Origin of the sequence: Pseudanabaena sp. BC1403, assembly GCF_002914585.1 — a bacterium.
Lineage (GTDB): Bacteria > Cyanobacteriota > Cyanobacteriia > Pseudanabaenales > Pseudanabaenaceae > Pseudanabaena.
This window is the reverse complement of the sequence record NZ_PDDM01000023.1, coordinates 76,417-93,265: the sequence shown is the minus strand read 5'-3', so window position 1 is coordinate 93,265 and position 16,849 is coordinate 76,417. Positions and strand designations below refer to the sequence as shown.

The following is a 16,849-nucleotide window of genomic DNA, read 5'->3' as shown; positions in this document are numbered from 1 at the left end:
TTTTTGATGAATATCTTCCTAAATGGAATTATAGAGCCATTCCTCAAAATAACTGAAATGCATAAGTTATTTATTTTTCATTCCTAAATTAGCAATTTGCCCAAAATCAGAAGTGTTGCGGGTTAATACGATCGCATTGTTAACTATCGCGATCGCTGCAATTTTTAAGTCCATTGTGCCGAGTCGAGAATATAACTTTCTGATGCGTTGGAATTCATTCGCGGCATCTATATCAAAATCAATAATGGGGATAGCGCAGTAATTGTTGATTTGTCTTTTGAGTTGTTTATAAATTTCAACTTGCGCTTCAAGGTTGCGTGCTTTGGAAATGTGGCTTAACCATCCTCTTGTCTGTTCTTCGTAGCTGATGATGGTTGCTGAGACTTGATTAGGATTGACTTTTGCTAATCGAGTAAGAAGACGCTGAGCATTAATCCCACCACGATCTAATATGCTGAGATGGTCTGTATCGAGTATGTACATCTATTTTTTGCGGGACTTTGTTGATGTCTTACGCAATGACTCACGGTATTTTTTGCCTAGTTGCATAGCTTTGTCATAGTCTGGGCTATCAGCAAATGTTCCTGTGATTTGCTCCCACCAAGGTTTTACTATGGCAGTTGGACTTTCCACTTTGTTCTTGATCAGCCTGATTTCAGCTTCTAGGATAGAGACTCTTTCTTCTAGGGTTATTGACATTAGGGTTAGAACTCACTCATGTTGTAGAAATGATTATAACAATTGAGTCGCTTTGTTAATACAGACTGATTGCCCCCTCAACAAGAAAAAACATCGCGGTCGCCCCAACAAAAAATCAAACAGCAATCGCCCTATCAACACCCAAAATCACGATCATCTCTCTACAAAAATTCAACAGCGATCGCCTCTCTCAAAACCCCAAACATCGCGATCGCCTCTCCACAAAAATCAAACAGCGATGATTTCTAACTATGTTAATAGTCTAGATTTTCTACATTAAATTGCTTATTAAACTATCTAATCTCAAAATTTCTTGAGTAATTTGCTGTATCTTACTCAATTCGTTAGCAGGATCAGGTATTTGGGTTGCTCTGTAAGATGTTGCGGATGAGTGAGCAACGAGCCCTCGTTGTTGACCAAAAGTATTCATAGTAGCAAGCATTGCAGGATCTAAGTCATTGCTGTCTATACCTATTGGCAACAATAATGCTAGAAGATTAGCTTCTTTAAGTCCGTGATTTTGATGAATAACTCCTCTAAACGCATTAACTGCTATTTCTATCTTTTTATCAATTTTTATTCTGTCATCAGGAATAGTCCTAGATCCTTGTACAGGAGTAAGCGTATCAGGTGGTAATTCCATCTTTTGACCAGAAAATGTAACAAGACAAATTAATGTGCGACTTGCAACACGTTGGGAATCCCATTGCCTCTTTGCGTGAAGAGCTGTTTCCCAAACTCTATCTTCAAAATAAGCTTCTATTTCAGCGTGAGCAAGTACTATATACGCAATAGTTAATGCTATTTTTCTGTCAGAATATAAACCAGTAGGACTGATTCTTGGAAGAAATTGTTTCTTGAGCCTAAGTAATTCTCTTTCTAAAACACGAAATCTTATAGATTTTGGCATATAAAGCAATTAGTTAATGCAGCCCATTAAAAAATATACGATTTTCTAACAGTTCAGGTACATTAAAATCTATACCCAACACTTCTCTAAGGGCTTTACCCCAAACTGAAAGACGAGTGTAAGTCTCTCCTATATTTTTTGTGTTACCCTCAACGGATTCTCTAAATCCATTGCTAGTAGAAGAACATATTTCCTTAAATGCATTGTCTATTGCCTTTTTTTTTGTTATTGCTCCCTTTCTAATAATAGGATCAGAAAAGTAGAAAACCATAGTATCTAAAATTGCTCTATTAAATTGACTACGATATGTTCGTGAGTTACTTAGCCACATACGAGAGAAATTTTTTTCTCCGAATATATCGATAGTTGATTCTACAGCGCATTCAAACTGATTTGCAGCCTCCCTAATATCATCTGCTTTATTCTCCCATTCTTTATTAAGCCTTTTACAAGTCATATCTAAAAAAGCTTTTAATGTGCCACGATACTCAGGCAAGAAATAATGAAATCCCATATATCTCATAAGTAATTCATTGTCTCTCATTCTAAAATCAGGCTCTTTTGACTTAAAAATCCGCCTCAATGATTGGCTATTTACAGACTGATCATCTAAGAAATTAACAAAGTCACCTGGATGAAGTGCTTGCCTGAGTTCTTGAGGCGATAATGGAGTACTTTCAACGTTTAGGCGTAAAAAGATTTTATAAAGGAAAGATTCGGTATGCCAATTTCTGATCAAAGTAGTGCGAATAGTTTGATTATCAAGAGGCGCAATTATAGAAGCATAATCCGAGTTGTTTTCTAAATCTTTATATGAAAGACCATTTAGATCTTGCCTAAATTCTAGTCCTCTCAAAGAGAAATTATTATTTTTTGTTTCGCTCCTGCCATAGAACTGAAGAATCGTAAGTAGGCGTTGTTTACCATCAAGAACAACAAATTTGCCTCGTTCTTTTTGGTTAGATGCTAACACTATATGTGGTATAGGAAATCCAAGAATAATTGATTCTATAAATCTACTTTTTCTTACAATATTCCATGCATCACGTCTTTGAAATCTTGGATTCAGTTGAATATTTTCTCGGACAAGTTGATCTAGTAAAGTTGCTGTTGTCCAATCAGTTCCAGTCACAAGAATTTCTGCAATCTCTTCTAATAGTTCTAGAGAATTATTAGAACTATTATCTGAGTCTTCATTTTCTTCAAAAAACTTTAGCTCCTCTTCTTCTTTTTCAAAAAGTTTTAGAGTGGACATAACAGCTTTTCCCATACGAAAACTTATTTTTTACTGTAGGTTTATCTAACAAATAATATAGCTTAGAAATACAAGATATTTCCTACACTTTCTCAACAGGCTCAGGCTTCCAAGTTTCGCTGTACTTGTCTTTGAGCGCAGACCATGCTTCAACTTGACCTTCGGCATATTCACCTGGTTTACCCCATTGCAGGAAAGCGCTCATTTGAGCCTTGTCATCGGCATCAAGGAAGCGGATAGCGTAGGTAGTGAAATTGCCGCGTTTGGCTTCGCCTGTTTCAAAGCGGACATCGGTGATTTTGTCTATGTTTAGGTGAAACTCGATATGCTCAGAATGCATATTCGCATACTTGCCCTTGGGGAGTTCCGCGTAAAAAAGCTTCTCGATATTTACCCTTGCTTCCAGCACACCCGCATCACTGGTGACGATCAAGCGGACTAAGCCGAGAGTGTGACATTCTTCTAAAAAATCTTTTAAAGTAGCAGCCATAGGAGTTTGTTTAATATTAATTAATAAGTTTGTGATGATGTTGTGAAATTTTTTTGCGATCGCAATATACCTATTAAAGCCGAAAAGGGTTAGTGTGTGTAGCTTTTGGGAGATAAAAGCAGCGATCGCTACTTTATATCAAGAAATTCCAAAGACTTCAAAAATGCTCTAAAGTTGACTACAAGCTCATTTACTCGCAATCTCTTAAGCATTTACGGTTAGCATTTATCTATGAAAATCGCCAATAACATAACCGAATTAGTCGGACGTACCCCACTGGTCGAATTGCAGCGCATCCCCAAGGCTGAAGGCTGCGTGGCGCGAATTATTGTCAAACTAGAGGGCATGAATCCCGCCGCCTCTGTCAAGGATCGGATTGGCGTGAACATGATCCAAGAAGCCGAAGAACAGGGCTTAATTTCGCCAAATAAGACAATTTTGGTCGAGCCTACTTCGGGTAATACAGGGATCGCGCTGGCGATGGTTGCTGCGGCAAAGGGTTATAAATTAATCTTGACCATGCCTGAAACGATGAGTATGGAAAGGCGATCGATGTTACGCGCCTATGGAGCCACCCTCGAATTAACCCCTGGGACTGAAGGCATGGGCGGTGCAATCCGTCGCGCTAAGGAAATCAGCGAAAGCACTCCCGATGCCTATATGTTGCAACAGTTCCGTAATCCATCTAATCCTGCGATCCATCGCAAGACTACTGCTGAAGAAATTTGGGAAGATACTGAAGGACAAGTTGACTTTCTGATTTCGGGCGTTGGCACTGGCGGTACGATTACAGGGATTGCTGAGGTGATTAAATCACGCAAGCCATCGTTTAAAGCGATCGCAGTCGAGCCAGCAAATAGCCAAGTCTTAGCAGGCAGTCGCCCAGGACCCCACAAAATCCAAGGCATCGGTGCGGGATTTATCCCTGAAGTTTTAAAAACTGAACTGATTGACGAGATTATTCCTGTGACTGACGATCAAGCGATCGCCTATGGACGCAGGTTAGCGCGTGAAGAAGGGCTTCTATCAGGAATCTCTAGTGGAGCAGCCCTTTATGCAGCAGTACAAATTGCCAAGCGTCCTGAGAATGCTGGCAAAATGGTGGTGATGATTCAGCCTAGTTTTGGCGAACGTTATTTGAGTACGCCTCTATTCCAAGATCCTGAATTGATGGCGCTGAGTTAACACTTCTGACTTGTACTCCCATTGCAAAGGCTTCTTAGAAGCCTGTACGGCTTTCTGAGCAGGCCGTACAGGCTTCTTAAGTGTGTATTAAATTGACTTGAAAGAAACTATAAATTTGCTGCCTTTTCCTAATTCGCTAGTTACCTGAATATTCCCGCGATGCCTATTGGCGATCGCCTTGGCAATGGCTAGTCCCAACCCAGAACCGCCTGTAGCACGTGAGCGATCGCTATTTACTCGATAAAAGCGATCAAAAATATGTGGCAAATCTTGCTCAGCGATGCCGATACCTGTATCGCGGATTTGGGCGATCGCATCGCGATCTTGGAGAGTCAGGGAAATAGAAACAGTTCCATTTAGATTGGAATATTGTATAGCGTTGGCGATGAGATTAGAGAATAGCCGATATAGCTGAGACTCATTGCCCATCACAAATATGCGTGTTTCAGTTTTGAGATCGAGATTTAGGATAATGTCTGAAGCTAGAGCTAGGGGTGCTAATTCTTCGACAAGATCGCTGAGGATATCGTTCAGACAACAGTGTGATAAATTGGGTGAATTCGTCTCGATATCTAATCGAGACAATAGCAATAAATCTCCAACTAGTTGAGACAGGCGACTATTTTGGCGCTCAATCACATTTAAGACATTGCGAGAATCAGTTTCTGGAAGTACATCCATCGCTAAGGATGATTCAACCGTAGCTTGGATGGCGGCGAGGGGTGTGCGTAACTCATGGGCAACATCAGTGGTGAATTGTTGGATCTGTTGATAAGAGGTATAAACGGGTTGCATAGCGATTTTGGCTAAATACCAACTGGCGATCGCGATCGCCACAAATCCAATGGGTAGTCCCAATAATAGCGCTAGTCTTGACTCGCTTAAATGGCGATCATAATCTGCCATCGATCGCCCGATTTGCATATAGCCCCAAGGTAATCCTGCTGAGTTTTTGAGCAATAGTGAGAATTGATAATAGTTCCTGCCTTGCGGATCTCGGAGTATTTGCCAAATGACTCCCCTATTTACTTCTGCTTCTGGCAGGTTACCAACCGTGGCGATGGTCTGGTAGTTGCGATCGCGAAAATGGATGTAATAATCATTGGTCTGGGTGACACCAAGAATATGTCGCTCGCTCTGATTTTGTGGAGAATTATCGCATGGTTCACTTACTAAACAGAGATTGGGAAGTACATTCTGAACATAAGGATTCATCTGATCAGGCTGTTGCAGCATTGGCTCAAGCGCATCATGCAGAGTTCCTGCCACTGCTTCGATCTCGTCTTGTAATCCTTGCCAATGGGCATGAACCATCATCTGATAGGCTCCTGCTCCTGCGAGACAAAGAATGATGCCCATCACACCTGAATACCAGATAGCAAGCCGCCAACGGGCGCGAAAGAATAAATTATTTTGGTTCATTTGCTTCATTTAGGCGATACCCCAATCCATAGATAGTTTCAATGGAAAGCAAACAATTACTATCCGCAAGTTTGCGCCTTAGTAAACGCATTTGGGCAGCGACCACATTGCTTTCTGGCTCCGATTGGATTTCCCATAGTTGATAGAGGATTTGATCGCGAGAAATAATTTGATTGGGACGCTGCATGAAATATTCCAAAAGCTGAAACTCTTTAGCAGTGAGGAAAACTTGCGTGGATTTGCCATTAATATCTTCAGAAGAAACCGTGGCAGTATTGTAATCAAGGGTAAGATTTCCGACTTTTAATTGTATCGCTTGCAATTGGGGCGATCGCCTTTGCAATGCACGCAATCGCGCCAGTAACTCGACCATCCCGAAAGGTTTCACCAGATAGTCATCGGCTCCTGCATCTAGCCCAATGACTCGATCTTCGATGCTATCTTTGGCGGTGAGCATTAAAATTGGTAAGGTACTTTTTTGCGATCGCAATTTCTTACATAATTCTAAACCTGACAAACGCGGCAACATCCAATCAAAAATCCCGACTGTATATTGCGTCCATTGACTCTCCAGATAGTTCCAAGCCTCAGAGCCATCCTTTGCCCAATCCACAACATACTTTTCTTGCCGCAAACGATTTGCGATCGCTGCGCCAAGGTCAGGTTCATCTTCCACTAATAGAATTCGCATAGGTTACTTCTAGTATTTGTAATCCCGTAATGTGCAGCGCTTTGCGCCTCCCATTACAAAAACCTTATCGCTTAAAAGCAAATCTACCATTGATCTTCTCACCTTTAATTTCGCTGAGGATTACGACCTTGTATTCCCCTGCAATTGTTTCAGACAACAATGCTCCATAATGTTTTCCATCCGCCTTATATGGCATATCCAGAGATTTTTTTGTGCCATTGGGGAGTTGTACCTGTGCGCTTACTTTTGCATCAGGAATTGGTGAATGGTCACTGCCATTTTGCAAAAATAGATCGATATGCACACCCCCATCTTCGTTGATCGCGACCAATTCTAAATGGTATGCACCAACTTCAACAACTTGTCCGCCTTGATTAGGTTTCCCATGATTCTCACTGGTTTTATCACTGGGCTTCTCACTGACTTTGTCAATATTTTTTGTTGCAGTGGCTTTGGTTGGTTCGATGGTATTAGCTGGAGTTGGGATAGGATTGGACGGCGATGATTTTGTCTCTGGGGTAGGACTAGAACATGCGGCGATCGCAATGATGCCGATCAGTACTGGCGAGATTGTGAGAGATTTCAAAGATTTTAGCGATCGCATAGTAATAAGCTCCATTTAGTTATTAATTAGTAAGTGTTGCGCGGCTTAGCCGCGCAACACTAATTATGTATTGAGAGATGGTTTTGATTTGGGTACGAGGTATTTCCAGAACCGAGAGTAGATCGCTGGAAGTACGAGCAAGGTGAGCGCAGTGGAAGTAAATAAACCGCCCAAAACCACGATGGATAGGGGTTGTAGTAATTCCTTACCCGCACCACCTGCCACAACTAGGGGCGCTAATCCTAGGGCGGAAGTGAACGCAGTCATCAGGATGGCGTTGAGTCGTTCCATTGAGCCTTGGATCAATAGATCTCTTAAGGGCATTCCTGACGCAAATTTGGTGTTGTAGTTATCTACTAGCAATAGCCCGTTGCGGGTTGCAACCCCGAAGAGAGTCACAAAACCGACCAAGGATGCGATCGACAAAACGCCGCCCGTCAGTGCCACAGCAATCACACCGCCCACCATTGCTAGGGGCAGATTAATCATAATCATCACAGTGGACGCAACTGATTTGACTGAGAGATACATGATCACCGTAATCACCACGAAGGCGATCGCGCTGAACAGCACAATATTTTGTGAAGCCCTTCCTTCAGCTTCAAATTGTCCCGCATATTGGATGTAGTAACCCGCAGGAATCTGCACCTGTTGTTTCACTTTTGCCTGAATGTCATTCACGACCGATCTCAAATCTCGCCCCTGTGCATTTGCCGCCACGACGATTAATCGCGATACATTTTCACGATTAATCGTATTTGCACCCTTACCATCGATAACTTTGGCAACTTGCGCCAATGGAATTTTATTTCCAGTGGGAGTATCCACCATCAGATTGCCGATCTGATCTAAGCTTTGGCGAGCTTCGGGCTTCAGCCATACTACAAGATCGAAAGTTTGCTGTTGTTCTAGAACTTGGGAAACTACTTTTCCATTTAAAGCTGTTTCAACTGTTTCTGAAAGCTTGCCAATGGTCAAACCATATCTTGCCGCTGCAATGCGATCAAATTTAATTTGAATTTGTTCTACAGGAATCTGCGGTTCTAGTTGCAAATCGACTACACCTTCAACCGATCGCATGACATCATTTATTTGCTGTCCTAAAGTGCGAAGTTGCTCTAGTTCCGCACCAAAAATCTTGACCGCGATCGCACTTCTGACCCCAGACAACACTTCATCCATGCGGTGCGAAATAAATCCGCCGACATTTGGAGCCGCTCCGATCACCTTCCCAAACTCTTGGCGCAATAAATCAATGCTTGCTTTGCGATCCTTCATGCCCATCTCACTCAACTCCACATCGACATGCGCCAAGTTTACCCCAGCGGCATCAGCATCACCTTCCGCCCGACCAGAACGCACTTGAATGTTTTGGAATTTAGGATTGTCTTTCAGCTTATGTTCTAGTACTGAGGCGGCGCTGTTGGTTGCTTCTAGGGAAGAACCTGGGTAGAGCAGTAATGTATTAACCAGCGATTGCTCCTGAAATTCGGGCAGAAAGATGCGACCAAAGGATGGAACCACGATCGCTGATACGACTAAACTCGCTGCTGCTATGCCGATGATAATTTGCGATCGCAGCATCGCAAATTTGATTAGTGGCAGATAAAGTTTTTTGAAAAACCTCGCTACCCAAGGTTCTCGCTCAGGCAGATGTCCATAAGGTAGCAAAATCGCACAGAGGGCAGGAGTGACTGTGAGCGCCACAAAGCTAGATGCCAATACTGCGGCTAAGTAACCCAAACCCATCGGAATAAAAATGCTTCCTTCCACACCAGTGAGCGCAAAGATGGGGGAGAAGACAACGATTGTAATAATCGTGGCTCCAAATACTGAATCGCGCACTTCCTGACATCCATCAAAAACCACCTCTAAAACTGGTCTAGGATGATCAGAATGCTTGTTTTCCCGCAGACATCGGTACACATTTTCAGCATCAACGATCGCATCATCCACCGCCGAACCGATCGCCACCGCCAAACCGCCTAGTGTCATCGTATTCAATCCCTGTCCTAGCCAGTTAAGTGCCATCACCCCAATCAATAAAGACAAAGGCAAAGCTGCCAAACATACCAATAAGTTCCGCCAGTTCATCAAGAATGGGATCAAAATTAGGGCAACGATAATACTTCCTTCGATTAAGGCTTCCTGCACATTCTCAATCGACGCATCGATATAAGCTTCTTGACGGAAAGTGGTGTTAATTTTAATGCCCTCAGGTAATCCTGCCTTCACCTCATTCATGGCAGCTTCTACGGCATGGGTGACGGTGGGCGTATCCGCTTGCGGCTGTTTATTGATAATCGCCACGACCGCTTTTTCGGTATTCACACTAGCATCACCCCGCTTCACGGCTGCACCAATCTTTACATCAGCGACATCGCTAATCCTGACTGGCACACCATTACGAGCCGTAATTACCGATTGTTTGAGAGCCTCAATATCCTCAATGCGCCCAATCCCTCGAATCAATTTTTCGCGATCGGACGTAATCAAATAACCACCCGCAGCATTCACATTTGCCGCTGCCACTGCATCCGACACCTCTTGCAGCGATACATTAAAAGCCTGTAATTTTTCAGGTGCAACGAGAACTTGATATTGCCGCACATCGCCGCCAAAGACAATCACTTGGGCAACCCCTGACACTGCTAGCAATCGATTTGTAACTTGCCAATCAACAAACCGCCGCACTTCCATCAAGTCATTGTTTTTAGAAGTAAAGGCATAGGTGACAATCGTTCCAATCGGCGAACTGATGGGAGCAATTTGGGGAGTTTCCACAGATGCGGGTAATTTGCTCCGAGCCGCCTGTAAGCGTTCCGTTACCAATTGTCGAGCTTGGTAAATATCGGTTCCCCAGTTAAAAATCACGCGCACTACTGAGATACTAGCAGCACTAGATGAACGCACCGCAGTTACTCCCGCAGTGCCATTAATGGCGCTCTCAATAGGCAATGTTACCAGCGATTCCACTTCTTCAGGGGCTAATCCTGCGGCTTCTGTTTGAATCTCAACTTGTGGTGGTGCAAAGGGAGGAAATACGTCCAATGGCATTTGGACAATGGTACGAAATATCCAAATGCTAAGAATCATCGCCCCAAAAACAACCAACCAACGTCGAGCGATCGCCCATTTAATGATGGAACTTAGCATGAAGTCAAGTATCGAGAGTAAGTGGCTGTAGCGTCTCACTCTCTCATACAACTATGAAATCAGGATGAAATCACGATCCCCGAAACTCTACGATCCGAATCGCTTCAAAAAATATTTTTACGATATAGACTATATATCTAATTAATGTATAATCAGTTATAGATTGTATGTATATTAGGTTATGGCACGCAAAAAGTCTGATGATCCCCTAGACCTTACGCCCACTGAAGAAATGGTGTTATATGCGGTGCGCGATCGCGAGCGTTATGGTTTAGAAATTATTGATGCGATCACTAAGGCTAGTGATGGCAAGCGCAAGATTGGTTTTAGTTCGCTATATCCAACGCTAAAAAAACTTGAGGAAAAGGGTTTTGTGACTTCGCGTTGGGGTGATGAAACTCCAGAGGAGTTAACTGGCGCAAGACGGCGTTATTATGTAATTGCGGGTGAGGGTAGTCGCGCTCTTAATGCTAAGGAAGTGTTTTTAAGTGGGTTGAGAACTGTCATGGCAATGGGATGGGTATTGCAATGAATATCTTAAAAGACATATTCAAATTGATAATAGCTACATTAATGTTCATGCGTAGTTTCTTATTGATTCAATGGAGTAAGGTATCCACAATATCCTCAAAGAAAGTTGTTTTAATTATTATTGCTTCTATTCTCTTGCCTATAGTATCTATGGCAATAACTCCATACATCTTACTTGAAGAGAAGCAAACATCACAAATTAAATACAAAACATGGGATGTTAGTCTAATGAAGACATTCGCTCAAGAAGTATTTGATGTCTATCCTGAAGAGTGGGATGAATGGCAGCACTGGATTAGTGACATGATGGAATCACGGACTAGAATGCAAGCAGCAGGAATAAATCATTGGCTCGTTTCGCTGATTACCTTCTATCGCCTCACTCGTTTTGCCTTTCATATTGGCATCGACAAGGTTTTTATTCTCGCCACCCGCAGAGCCACGAGGTAAGGAAAAAAATTTTGTAATGTAGATACCGTAGGGGTTTAGCATTTGCAGCAATACTTCTAAACTCTCCACCAAAATCTCCATTTGCAAATGCTAAACCCTCTCCGCTTTCACCGATAAATTATCCCTGCGGTTTGGAGATATCGGTAGATGTTTAAGGTCTTGGGTGATTTAGGGGTTATCGGTAGATGTTTCAGGTCTTGGGCAGAGCATTTCCGATTGGAGGGATCTGACGATTTTATAGATTGTGGCGGGAATGCTCTGCCCCTACAATGGTTTTTCTGTAACGCTTTCCCCAATTAACAAAACCTCCAAAGGCGTATCCTTCCCCTGCCAATACTCCACAGCCGATCGCAAAATATCATTTGCAATCTTCCATTCTTCAGGCTCCGCTTTTGAAAACACTTCTGGATAGTCGTATATCAAAATATATCGCGCCGCAGGACACCAATCCAAATCTGTAATGCACTCCTCCAAAGCATCCCAGTTATAGCCAAAATAATCTGGAAACCGCATCACCTCAGCAACTTTCTGCAAAAAAGACTGCTTATCTCGAATTTCTCGACCATCAAGATAAAAAATTTCAGTTTTTAACTTCTGTAAACTATCAGCACCATTAGCGATCGCAACAGAATCACGATCAGCTAAAGGCTTAACAGGAAGTAACTGGGTTATGTGCTTAGTCATACTCTTCGATGATTTTCTGAAAAGTCAGATAGTGATCATCAGTGTAGTAGATTTTTGTATTTTACAGGTATTGACAGTATATCTATTTATTGGATATACTATTGTTCATAGGTAATAGCTATTTGCTCACAAAAAAGCTGTGCCGAAGCAACAACGCCTAAAAATATTAATGATGGATTGATTATGTCAAACAAATCGATTTCTGGTAAAAGCGCTGAGACTTCTAACCCTCCCAATGATGATGACAAAATTAACATTGCGATCCCTCGTCGCCTATTGAGGAGTCTTACCTATATAGGAACCCATATCGCTGTCCCTATTTTGGTTTATACCTTCAGTCCATATTTACCATCTGCTCAAACCAAACCACCAATTTGTTCAACACCTCAAACTGTCCAAATTCCACGCAAACCATAGCGATAGAAAAGGATATATCCTTATCTATCAATGCGATCGCCTATTTTAGATAGCTCATCAGATGGTTCTCGCAAAATCACCATTTTTGTACCCGATCGCCTGCCTAACCAAAAAGCCAAAGCCACGATCGCACCACCACCGATCGCCCCTAAAGCGATCGCAATTACCAGCCAACCTTGACTAACATTAGAGACAGTTTTCTCAGCGCTGTGATTATCATCATTGGGATTACCTTTATTCTCTTGAGTATCACCTCGCAAAGACTGAGCATAAATCTGATTTGCTCTTTGCGTAACTACTAGATCCCCTTCAAACAAGCCATCTTGGACTTCCACTAAATCACCAGAAGTTCTCCCAAGCTTAACTTCGACAGGCTGATATTTAGTTCCATTCTGCACAAACACTAATTGCTTGCCGTTACTTTCCACTACAGATGCAATGGGAACTGCGATTACTGGTTGCGAAGCGCGATCGCTAATAATATCTAAATCTGCAAACATCCCTACCTTTAACTTGCCCTGAGCATTATTGATTTCCGCCTTCACAGGCACAACGCGAGTCGTACTATCAATAGTTGCCCCGATCGCTGTAACCTTACCTGTAAAACTGGTATTATCTCCCGCCACTTTCACCTGTACAGCTTGACCAATTCGCACCTGACTCAAATCTTTCTCATAGATATTTGCCGAAGCCATTACTTGGCGATCATTCACAATTGTCATAATCGGCTTGCCTGACTCCTCCACAGACTCGCCCAAGGTTGCCTCGCGATCGCTAACTACACCAGCAATCGGGCTAACCACCGTCACCGTTCCATCAGGATTAGCGATCGCCCCTAACTGATTGCGCCTTGCTTCGTAAGCCGCACCACTCAAAGAAATTCGCGATCGCGCTACCTGCACATCCGCTGCCGCCCGACTCATTTGCGCCTCTGCTTCTAGCAAAGGTAAACGGCTGGAAGCTTTAGCTAAAGCTGACTTTGCAGCAACATATTTAGATTCCGATTCCTGAACCTGTCGCTTGGTGATTGCGCCTTGCGTAAATAATTCACGATCGCGATCGTAACGTTCTTTATCTAAATTCAGTTCCGTTTGAGCTTGTTGAATATCGGCTTCGACTAGAGATTTTTGCCGAGCAAGATTTTGTTCGGCTAGTTGCAGATTTGCGATCGCCGACATAGCATTCCCATCTGCTTCTGATTGCTTCGCGATCGCGTCTACCTGTAATCCTGCCAGCTCAGGACTAGACAGGATTGCCACAGGTTGACCAGCCTCGACCTTTTGATTAGGTTCCACTAATAAAGCTAAAATCGTTCCCTTAATCGGAGTCGTTACCTTTGCTTTTTGACTGGGCAATGTCTCAATTTGTCCAGTTGTCTTAATTGCTAACTTGAGAATCTGACGTTTGACTGGTTCTGTTTTAATACCCAAACGTTTAGCCACTTCCTGATCTACAGAAATCCCTGAGGTTTGAGTCGTACTACTGCCTTTAAATTCGTTTCCATGTCCTGCATGAGCAAGAACTAGAGCGGGATTTGTAATTAAAGAGATGCATAGTGGCAGACTCATTACTCCTGAAATAGACTGTCTCAGCATGGGGAATGGTTCTAATAGATTTTGCAGATTCAGTCAGTATTTCAGAGGATTATGAAATGAGTATGAAATATTGCATATCATATACTGCCTGCCCAGCAAAGAAATAGATATATAAAACCAAGAAATAGCGGTGCGGGGCTTCGCCCTGCACCGCTATTTCTTGATATGATCAAAGGATCGCCTATGGCTGTAGATTAGCGCGAGAAGAAGTACTTCTATGTAGGGGCAATTCATGAATTGCCCCTACATCTTTTACGATTTCGCAATCACATTTTTATAAGTTCCATTTAGAACTGATAAAGCTGCTACATATTGCGGATCTTCATTTGTGCCAAGCTGCTTACGAGTAATTGGCTCTGTCAGTGCAACTTCCACATTCGGAATAATGCCGCGCTTATGGATATTGTGATGCAATGGAGTCTCGTATTTAGCGATCGTCACTGCCAAACCTGCGCCATCTTCCAATTCATATAGAGATTGAATTAAACCCTTGCCATAGGTCTTTGTGCCAACAAGTTGAGCGCGATCGTTCTCTTGCAAAGCACCTGCCAGAATCTCACTAGCACTAGCGCTGCCACCATCAGTAAGCACAGCTAAGGGATCAGTCGTAATCGCATCGCCTTTTGCTTCAAAACTCTCCTGTACTCCATGCCGATCAACGGTATAAACCACAGTTCCTTCAGGAATCCACATCCGCGCAATCTGTAAACCAGCATCAAATAGCCCACCAGGATTACCACGCAAATCGAGAACATAACGATCCGCACCTTCAACTTCAAACTTCTTCAGCGTCTTTTCCATATCCGCAGAGGCATTACCATTGAACTGATTTAAACGAATATACCCGACTTTATGATTTGCTTCTTGGTTGAGCTTGGCAATGATTGGCGTAACCGCAATGCGATCGCGTTTAATTACCACATCCAGCTTTTCTAAGCCCTTACCCTCAGTCAGAGGACGTTCTAGACTCAGCTTCACCTCAGAGCCAATTTTGCCGCGCATTCTGGTCGCACATTCATCAAGACTCAAGCCCTTAGTCGGAATGTTGTCGATCGCAACAATACGATCGCGCGATCGCACACCCGCCACATCCGCAGGCGAACCTTCGATCGGCGAAATCACGGTCACATTATTATCAGGCTCATCTACGGCGATTTGTAACCCCACACCAGTTAATTCGCCTGATGTGCTAGTTTTCATACTTTTAAACTTGTCTGGCTCCAGAAACCTTGTGAAGGGATCGTCTAAGGTTGCTAGCATTTCCCTAATCGCCGTATAGGTATCTTCTCGGCTATTAAATTTGCGGTTGATAAACTGGCGGCGCACTTTGTACCAGTTTTGATGATTAAAATCAGCGTCTACGTAAGAACGATTAACTATTTGCCAGACATTAGTCAGAAACTTTTGTTCTTGCAAATAGTCTGTCACCGCAGCATTTGCACCACCTATCCAGAAAAACTGCACGGCGATCGCTACTAAACTAATTACGAGCCAAGACCAAATACGACGCTGTTTTATCATGCTGTCTATGCAAACTTTTTTATATAAAAATATTTTCTCTATCCTAACTAATCTAGCTTTCTTCAAGCCAAATTTCCCATTTTTTAGTACCTAAGACGCAGAAAACCCATAAATTAGAAATGGCGCTTTATGCTCCCTCTAAATTTATGGGTTTTCTAAAATGCAGTATTGGCGAAAATTTCAGGCATCGCTAATTTTTTATACTTGTTTGCCTTTACGTCCACAGGGAACGCTAGATTTTCGAGGAATTGCTCTCTATGCACCACTGATCGGCATTTTGATCGGCAGCGCGATCGCCTCTCTTGACCTTGGATTAGGACTAATTAAACCTGCTCCAGAATTTATATATCTGCGATCGCTACTCACGATTTTACTAGGGTTGCTGATCACAGGTGGGTTACATCTCGATGGTGCGATGGATACAGCCGATGGGCTAGCGGTCACCGATCCTAGTCGTCGCCTTGAGGTGATGGCGGATAGTAACACTGGCGCATTTGGTGCGATCGCAGGAATCACGATTTTGCTATTAAAAGTTATGGCTCTCGCCGCAATTAAGGATCAGCGATTTTGGATATTAACCAGCATTTGGGCTTGGGCAAGATGGGGACAGCTTCGAGCAATTATGGCTTATCCCTATCTCAAAGCGATCGGCAAAGGCAAATTTCATCAAGAGGATTTGCATCATTGGCAAGTGTGGCTAGTCGCGATTTTATTAACGATTGGTAATTTAGCGATCGCTTATTTTTACAACTCACTTTATCTGGGAATTGGTTTAACAGTAATTGGTTTTAGTTTTTCTTGGTTCATTGGTGCATGGCTCAACCGTCAACTCGGTGGACATACTGGCGATACCTATGGTGCGATCGTCGAGTGGACTGAGGCGTTGGGGTTGTGTGCGATCGCTTTTTTATTGTGAATGGGAGCCTGATATAGAAGGATGGTGTATGCTTTGTATGAGATCGCATTCCCTAGAGAGTAGAAGATTCCACTGACACTTCCTTTAAAAGCTCCCAAATTTCGATAAGCAATTACCAATATGTAAGCCGACTTTGAATGAGATGAGGCTAGGGCTTTTATTATAAAAATGCCTAGAATCAACCAAGAACTAAAGTTCTTGGCTCAAAGCTCAAGTCAGTTAAAACTGACTAAAGAAAGCCTCAAACTAACCTGTTTCAACAGGTTTAAGCTTTTAGCCCGCAATTTATTGCAGGGCAGATGCGTAAGTCCTATCATAATTAC

At 42.8% G+C, this 16,849-nt stretch carries 17 protein-coding genes; 5 read left to right on the top strand and 12 right to left on the bottom strand.

The window, feature by feature from the left end:
• Nucleotides 1-66: 66 nt before the first annotated feature.
• The 5 genes from CQ839_RS18775 to CQ839_RS18750 all read right to left on the bottom strand — a co-directional run bounded on the left by CQ839_RS18775 (nucleotide 67) and on the right by CQ839_RS18750 (nucleotide 3,354).
• A complete protein-coding gene (locus CQ839_RS18775) occupies nucleotides 67-483 on the bottom strand; it encodes a type II toxin-antitoxin system VapC family toxin (protein WP_103669826.1) in 417 nt (138 codons plus the stop codon).
• Nucleotides 484-699 carry a hypothetical protein gene (locus CQ839_RS18770; RefSeq protein ID WP_103669825.1) on the bottom strand — a complete coding sequence of 72 codons (216 nt, stop codon included), beginning with the start codon at nucleotides 697-699 and terminating at the stop codon, nucleotides 484-486.
• Nucleotides 700-970: 271 nt separating this feature from the next.
• Entirely contained in the window at nucleotides 971-1,609 is a 639-nt protein-coding gene (locus tag CQ839_RS18760; RefSeq protein WP_103669823.1) for a HEPN domain-containing protein, read from the bottom strand.
• 13 nt (nucleotides 1,610-1,622) lie between these two features.
• The gene (locus tag CQ839_RS18755) at nucleotides 1,623-2,864 is read right to left on the bottom strand and encodes a DUF262 domain-containing protein (RefSeq protein ID WP_103669832.1); all 1,242 of its coding nucleotides are present in this window, start codon (nucleotides 2,862-2,864) and stop codon (nucleotides 1,623-1,625) included.
• A gap of 82 nt (nucleotides 2,865-2,946) precedes the next feature.
• On the bottom strand, nucleotides 2,947-3,354 hold the full coding sequence (locus CQ839_RS18750; RefSeq protein ID WP_103669822.1) for a ChuX/HutX family heme-like substrate-binding protein: 408 nt from the start codon (nucleotides 3,352-3,354) through the stop codon (nucleotides 2,947-2,949).
• Nucleotides 3,355-3,585: 231 nt separating this feature from the next.
• On the opposite strand from CQ839_RS18750, the gene cysK reads away from it, so the two are divergent.
• On the top strand, nucleotides 3,586-4,539 hold the full coding sequence (gene cysK, locus CQ839_RS18745; protein ID WP_103669821.1) for a cysteine synthase A: 954 nt from the start codon (nucleotides 3,586-3,588) through the stop codon (nucleotides 4,537-4,539).
• A gap of 87 nt (nucleotides 4,540-4,626) precedes the next feature.
• Here the strand turns inward: cysK and rppB are convergent, their stop codons facing one another.
• The 4 genes from rppB to CQ839_RS18725 form a co-directional block, all read right to left on the bottom strand.
• A complete protein-coding gene (gene rppB / locus CQ839_RS18740) occupies nucleotides 4,627-5,961 on the bottom strand; it encodes a two-component system sensor histidine kinase RppB (RefSeq protein WP_103669831.1) in 1,335 nt (444 codons plus the stop codon).
• On the bottom strand, nucleotides 5,948-6,652 hold the full coding sequence (rppA, locus tag CQ839_RS18735) for a two-component system response regulator RppA (RefSeq protein ID WP_103669820.1): 705 nt from the start codon (nucleotides 6,650-6,652) through the stop codon (nucleotides 5,948-5,950). Before rppA ends, rppB begins: the two co-directional genes overlap by 14 nt.
• A 64-nt stretch (nucleotides 6,653-6,716) precedes the next feature.
• Nucleotides 6,717-7,271 (bottom strand): hypothetical protein, encoded by a 555-nt coding sequence (locus tag CQ839_RS18730; protein WP_258040790.1) that lies wholly within the window; start codon nucleotides 7,269-7,271, stop codon nucleotides 6,717-6,719.
• Nucleotides 7,272-7,319: 48 nt separating this feature from the next.
• Entirely contained in the window at nucleotides 7,320-10,412 is a 3,093-nt protein-coding gene (locus CQ839_RS18725; RefSeq protein ID WP_103669819.1) for an efflux RND transporter permease subunit, read from the bottom strand.
• A 181-nt stretch (nucleotides 10,413-10,593) separates the two neighbouring features.
• Between CQ839_RS18725 and CQ839_RS18720 the strand changes: the two genes are divergently transcribed.
• A complete protein-coding gene (locus CQ839_RS18720) occupies nucleotides 10,594-10,944 on the top strand; it encodes a PadR family transcriptional regulator (protein WP_103669818.1) in 351 nt (116 codons plus the stop codon).
• A 149-nt stretch (nucleotides 10,945-11,093) separates the two neighbouring features.
• A complete protein-coding gene (locus tag CQ839_RS24860) occupies nucleotides 11,094-11,393 on the top strand; it encodes a hypothetical protein (protein WP_146048765.1) in 300 nt (99 codons plus the stop codon).
• A gap of 264 nt (nucleotides 11,394-11,657) precedes the next feature.
• Here CQ839_RS24860 and CQ839_RS18710 read toward each other — a convergent pair whose 3' ends face one another.
• Complete coding sequence (locus CQ839_RS18710) at nucleotides 11,658-12,077, bottom strand: barstar family protein (RefSeq protein WP_103669816.1); 420 nt, start codon at nucleotides 12,075-12,077, stop codon at nucleotides 11,658-11,660.
• 183 nt (nucleotides 12,078-12,260) lie between these two features.
• Between CQ839_RS18710 and CQ839_RS18705 the strand changes: the two genes are divergently transcribed.
• Nucleotides 12,261-12,494 (top strand): hypothetical protein, encoded by a 234-nt coding sequence (locus CQ839_RS18705; protein ID WP_103669815.1) that lies wholly within the window; start codon nucleotides 12,261-12,263, stop codon nucleotides 12,492-12,494.
• A gap of 20 nt (nucleotides 12,495-12,514) precedes the next feature.
• Here CQ839_RS18705 and CQ839_RS18700 read toward each other — a convergent pair whose 3' ends face one another.
• Together CQ839_RS18700 and CQ839_RS18695 are read right to left on the bottom strand one after the other, a co-directional pair.
• On the bottom strand, nucleotides 12,515-14,089 hold the full coding sequence (locus tag CQ839_RS18700) for an efflux RND transporter periplasmic adaptor subunit (protein ID WP_103669814.1): 1,575 nt from the start codon (nucleotides 14,087-14,089) through the stop codon (nucleotides 12,515-12,517).
• Between the two features lie 252 nt (nucleotides 14,090-14,341).
• Entirely contained in the window at nucleotides 14,342-15,610 is a 1,269-nt protein-coding gene (locus tag CQ839_RS18695; protein WP_103669813.1) for a S41 family peptidase, read from the bottom strand.
• 160 nt (nucleotides 15,611-15,770) lie between these two features.
• Here CQ839_RS18695 and cobS point away from each other — a divergent pair, with 160 nt between their 5' ends.
• Entirely contained in the window at nucleotides 15,771-16,526 is a 756-nt protein-coding gene (gene cobS, locus CQ839_RS18690) for an adenosylcobinamide-GDP ribazoletransferase (RefSeq protein ID WP_103669812.1), read from the top strand.
• Nucleotides 16,527-16,849 lie beyond the last annotated feature (323 nt).